The sequence below is a fragment of the Streptomyces sp. YS-3 genome (genome assembly GCF_045257485.1).
GTDB lineage: Bacteria > Actinomycetota > Actinomycetes > Streptomycetales > Streptomycetaceae > Streptomyces.
The window spans coordinates 1-4,561 of the sequence record NZ_JBJHPC010000571.1 but is presented as its reverse complement, the minus strand read 5'-3'; the positions used below and the strand labels follow the sequence as shown (position 1 = coordinate 4,561).

4 protein-coding genes are annotated in these 4,561 nt (G+C 72.0%); 2 read left to right on the top strand and 2 right to left on the bottom strand.

What is annotated here, in order from left to right; genetic code table 11:
* Entirely contained in the window at positions 1 to 717 is a 717-nt protein-coding gene (locus ACJA3G_RS30925; protein WP_406556344.1) for a hypothetical protein, read from the top strand.
* A 297-nt stretch (positions 718 to 1,014) separates the two neighbouring features.
* On the opposite strand, the gene ACJA3G_RS30920 is transcribed toward ACJA3G_RS30925, so the two are convergent.
* Entirely contained in the window at positions 1,015 to 2,025 is a 1,011-nt protein-coding gene (locus ACJA3G_RS30920) for an isopenicillin N synthase family dioxygenase (protein ID WP_406556343.1), read from the bottom strand.
* A gap of 449 nt (positions 2,026 to 2,474) precedes the next feature.
* On the opposite strand from ACJA3G_RS30920, the gene ACJA3G_RS30915 reads away from it, so the two are divergent.
* Positions 2,475 to 2,666, top strand: coding sequence for a hypothetical protein (locus ACJA3G_RS30915; RefSeq protein ID WP_406556342.1), 192 nt, complete (start codon positions 2,475 to 2,477; stop codon positions 2,664 to 2,666).
* Between the two features lie 65 nt (positions 2,667 to 2,731).
* Here the strand turns inward: ACJA3G_RS30915 and ACJA3G_RS30910 are convergent, their stop codons facing one another.
* A complete protein-coding gene (locus ACJA3G_RS30910; RefSeq protein WP_406556345.1) occupies positions 2,732 to 4,354 on the bottom strand; it encodes a M4 family metallopeptidase in 1,623 nt (540 codons plus the stop codon).
* Positions 4,355 to 4,561 lie beyond the last annotated feature (207 nt).

Sequence of the window (4,561 nt, the reverse complement as noted above, 5' to 3'; positions counted from 1 at the left end):
GTGCGGCGAGAGTGCGTGCCGGTCGTCGCGACGGGGCAAACGTTGCCTGCCGCGGCACTGGCGGCGATCGGCGCGCTGACCTTCGTGGTGGTGGGCGCGGGCACGGCGACGGCCTCGGCCCCGTCCCCGGGCGGGGCGGGACACACCACGGCGACGGCCGAGATCTTCGCCACGGACAACACCGCCACCATCACCGACCCCGCCGACCCCCGCCTCAGGACGCGGCTGGTGCGCTTCGACCGCGAGGTCCGGGAGATCATCCGCGCCCAGGGGGCGCGGGCGGGCCGCTCGACGCTGCTCGACGGTGTCTTCTGGTCCTCCGGCCTCAAGCAGGCCACGTACGAGCGCTCGCGCGAGTTCGACGTCAACCACGTGAGCGCGGCGGGGCTGCACCACCTCGCTGACGTCATCCGCAAGCAGTACCGGCAGGAGTCCGTGCTGACCTTCCGCCACCTCCCGCGTACCTCGCGCGAGACCAACGCGGTCGACATCGAGGCGGGCGGAGTGACCTCGCGCAAGCTCCACGACGCGCTCCTGGCGGACCCCGAGGCCCGTGACGAACTCGGCGGCGGCTCGGTCACCGCCCGCGACGGCCGCCTCATCCTCATCGCCCCCCTCGCCGACCTCGCGCTCGCCCGGAAGTTCGTGGCCGAGCTGGGCGTCGACTGGAAGAAGGCGGAGGTGCGCTACGGGGCCGAGGAGTTCGTCGGCGGCTGACGCACGCCGGAAGGATGTGCCGAACCGCCTAGGGGCCGGTGCCGACACCTCCGTCACCCTGGCAAGGCCACGCGATTACGCCACGTGACCACGTCCGTCCCATCCGCCCCGGCCTCCACAGAGCGCCCTGGCGCAGCCGAATTGGCCACTTTAAGTGGTCGCACACCCCGTGCTTTTCCCGGAAGTACGGCGCAAGCTGGAGTCGGAGCCGGGCCGTCTATCCCCGAGCAGACGGCCCCGTTCCCTCCGGGGCGCCGCCGACCGCGGGAGGACGGCGCCCCGAAACGCGCCCGGCGCTCAGCCCGCGAGCTCCGGGTGGTGCAGCCGCGCCACCTGCGGATGGGCGCGCAGCCACCCCTTGAGCTCGTTGCGGCCGTACTCGGCGTGCAGCGGGTTGTCCGCGCTGTGCGCCACTCCCGGCGCGTGCGCCAGATAGTCGCCGGGAACCGTCTCCACGCGGGCGTCCAGACGCGGGTTGTAGAAGAACGGCACCGAGTACCGCTCGACCGCTCCGGGCGGCGACACCACCCGGTGGTCGGTCGCGGACAGATACCCCTCGGTCGCGATCTCCAGGAGTTCCCCGAGGTTGACGACGAACGCGCCGGGCAGCGGCGGCACGTCCACGAAGCCGTCCCCGAGCCGGACTTGGAGCCCGCCCACCGAGTCCTGGAGCAGCAGGGTGAGGAAGCCGTAGTCCTTGTGGGCGCCGACGCCCTGGCCGTCGCCCTCCGGCGCGCTGCCGGGGTAGCGGATCAGCTTGGTGTGCAGATGCGGTCGCTCCGCGAAGGCCGCGTCGAAGAAGTCGGCCGGGGCACCGATCGAGGCCAGCAGCTCCTGGAGCAGCCGGTGCGCCACGGCCGCCAGCCGGTCCTGCCAGTCGAGCACGACCGTCCGCAGCTCCGGCAGCGCGTCGGGCCACTGGTTCGGCCCCTCCAGCCAGCGGTACGCCGGGTCGTCCGGGCCGACCACCGGCACCGGCCGCTCGGCCCCGACGTCCAGTTGGTCTCGCCAGTCCGAACGCCCACCGGTCAGCTCGTGGCCGATGCGCGTGTAGCCGCGGAAGTGCGGCGAGCGCAGATTGCTCAGGGCGAGCCGATCGGCCTCCGGCAGCGCGAAGAACTCCCTGGTCAGCCGGAGTATGCGGGTGAACTCGGCGGCGTCGACGCCATGCCCGGTGAGATGGAAGAACCCGGTGTCGCGAGCCGCTCGGTGCAGCCCTTCGCGGAAGGCGTCACGCGTGGCCGGGTCGTCCGCCTGCGAGAGGTCGACCACGGGCAGGGAGGTGGGAAGCAGGGTGATGCTGGACATGAGCGGTTCCGTTTCCGTTCCGGGATGTACGGAGGTCCTGTTCCCGGGGTTGGCGGGAGGACGGCCGGGACGGAAGGGCGTATGGGTGCGCCGGAACCGGGGGACCGCGACAGGACCGTGGGCGAAGGGCAGGGGCCGGGGCGGGCGAAGAGCCGGGCCGGGCCATGGCCTCGAAGGCCGCGAGGGTCAGTCCTGCGGGCGACAGCTCATGCTGGTGACGCGCACGTAGTCCACGTGTCGGCGCATCACCAGAAGAGTCATGCCATGAGGGTACGCCCGCGGCGCCCGGTCGCGGAGGAGACCTTCCCCACACCCGCGCGCCACGGGCGCCGTCCGCTCAGCCGATCGGGGCACCCCTCCGCCCCGCCTCCCGCGTCGGGCGTCGCGCATTGGCGAGAGTCGTAGGCGTCCAGCCGCACGCCGGCTCGTCCACCAGCCAAGGAACCCCCATGCTCCGTCGTCTCGCCGTCGTCCTCGCCGGCCTCTCCGCCGCGGTCTGCCTCACCGCGGGTACCGCGACCGCCCTCCCCACCGACGGGCCCAACGACCTGACACCCCGTGAGCAGAAGGGTCTGGAGTTCGCGGGCCATCTGCTCGGCAGCCTCCTCGGTGGTGCGCCGATGCGGGGCACGGGTCTCTGACACGGCGAGGCGGGCGCCCGCCCCCTTCGGGGTGAGCGCCCGCCTCTACTGTCCGGGTGCCGGGGTCAGCTGACGTTGACCGCGGCCCAGGCCGCGTTCACGGCCTTGTACTCGGCGCTGCTCGCGCCGTAGAGCGCGCTCGCCGCGTTGAGCGTGGCGGTGCGGGCGCCCGCGTAGTTGGTCGTGGAGGTCATGTACGTGGTGAGGGCCTTGTACCAGATCTGCACGGCCTTGTCGCGGCCGATGCCGGTGACCGTGGAGCCGTTCGAGGTGGGCGAGTTGTAGCTGACGCCGTTGATGGTCTTGGCGCCGCTGCCCTCCGAGAGCAGGTAGAAGAAGTGGTTGGCCGGGCCCGACGAGTAGTGCACGTCGAGGTTGCCGAGGCCGGAGGACCAGGCGTCCTTGGATCCGCCGTCCTTGCTCGGCTTGTCCATGTAGCGCAGCGGGGTGCCGTCGCCGTTGATGTCGATCTTCTCGCCGATGAGGTAGTCACCGACGTCGGTGGCGTTCTTGGCGTAGAACTCCACCGAGGTGCCGAAGATGTCCGAGGTGGCCTCGTTGAGGCCGCCGGACTCACCGCTGTACTGGAGGTTGGCGGTGGCCGCCGTCAGACCGTGCGACATCTCGTGCCCGGCGACGTCCAGCGAGGTCAGCGGGTCGTTGTTGCCGGTCCCGTCGCCGTACGTCATGCAGAAGCAGCCGTCGTCCCAGAACGCGTTGACGTAGGCGTTGCCGTAGTGGACGCGGCTGTAGGAGGCCACACCGTCGTTCTTGATGCCGTTGCGGCCCAGCACGTTCTTGTAGAAGTCCCAGGTGACAGCGGCGCCGTAGTGCGCGTCGACGGCCGCGGTCTGGGCGTTGGAGGCCAGCCCGTTGCCCCACACGTCGTCCGTGTCGGTGAGGAGCGTGCCCTTGCCCGAGGTCTTGTGGGCGAGGTTGTAGGTCTTGTGGGCGCCCCGGGCGGAGTCGCTGAGCTGGTACGTCGAGCCGGACTTGGTGGTCCCGAGGGTCACCTTGCCGCTGTACTCGCTGTTGCCCGTGCCGGTCTTGACGGCCTGCCACTGCGAGAGCTTCTCGCCGGTCGTGGCGTCGGTGACGACGTGCAGCTGGCTGGGGGTGCCGTCGTCCTGGAGGCCGCCGACGACCGTCTCGTAGGCGAGTACCGGCTTGCCGCTCGCCGCCCAGATCACCTTGCGCGGCGCCTGGTCGGCCGTGGCCTTCGCGGCGCCCGCGCCCTTGGCGGCGGTGAGCGCCTTCTGCTGGACGGCGGCCGTGCCGAGGGCGGGGGTGGTGGAGGAGACCTTGATGGCGGCTCTGGTCGCCCGGGAAACACCCGCCGACTTGCCCGCCTTGGTCTCGTGCACGACGAGGTCGCCGCCGAGGACGGGCAGTCCGGCGTAGGTGCGCTCGTAACGGGTGTGGACGGTGCCGTCGGCGTCCTTGACCACATCGCGGACGATCAGCTTCTCCTGGGCGCCGAGGCCCAGTTCGGTGGCGGTCCTGGCGGTGGTGGTGTTCGCCTCGCGGATCAGCTCGGCCCGCTGGGAGGCGGAGAGGCGGAGCGGCTGCGCTGACGGGCCGTCGGCTGTGGGGGAGGCGCCGGCGGATCCGGAGGCCAGGCCGGTCAGGCCGGCGGCGAGCAGTGCGGCGGCGGCGACGGGGCCGACGACGCGCGTAGAGCGCGATATACGAGGTGGCGGTCCTGGCGGTGGTGGTGTTCGCCTCGCGGATCAGCTCGGCCCGCTGGGAGGCGGAGAGGCGGAGCGGCTGCGCTGACGGGCCGTCGGCTGTGGGGGAGGCGCCGGCGGATCCGGAGGCCAGGCCGGTCAGGCCGGCGGCGAGCAGTGCGGCGGCGGCGACGGGGCCGACGACGCGCGTAGAGCGCGATATACGAG

What these genes read in the sequence shown, in the direction of transcription:
- ACJA3G_RS30920 (WP_406556343.1), bottom strand. Translation starts at nt 2,025, where the DNA reads ATGTCCAGCATCACCCTGCTTCCCACCTCCCTGCCCGTGGTCGACCTC.
- ACJA3G_RS30915 (WP_406556342.1), top strand. Translation starts at nt 2,475, where the DNA reads ATGCTCCGTCGTCTCGCCGTCGTCCTCGCCGGCCTCTCCGCCGCGGTC.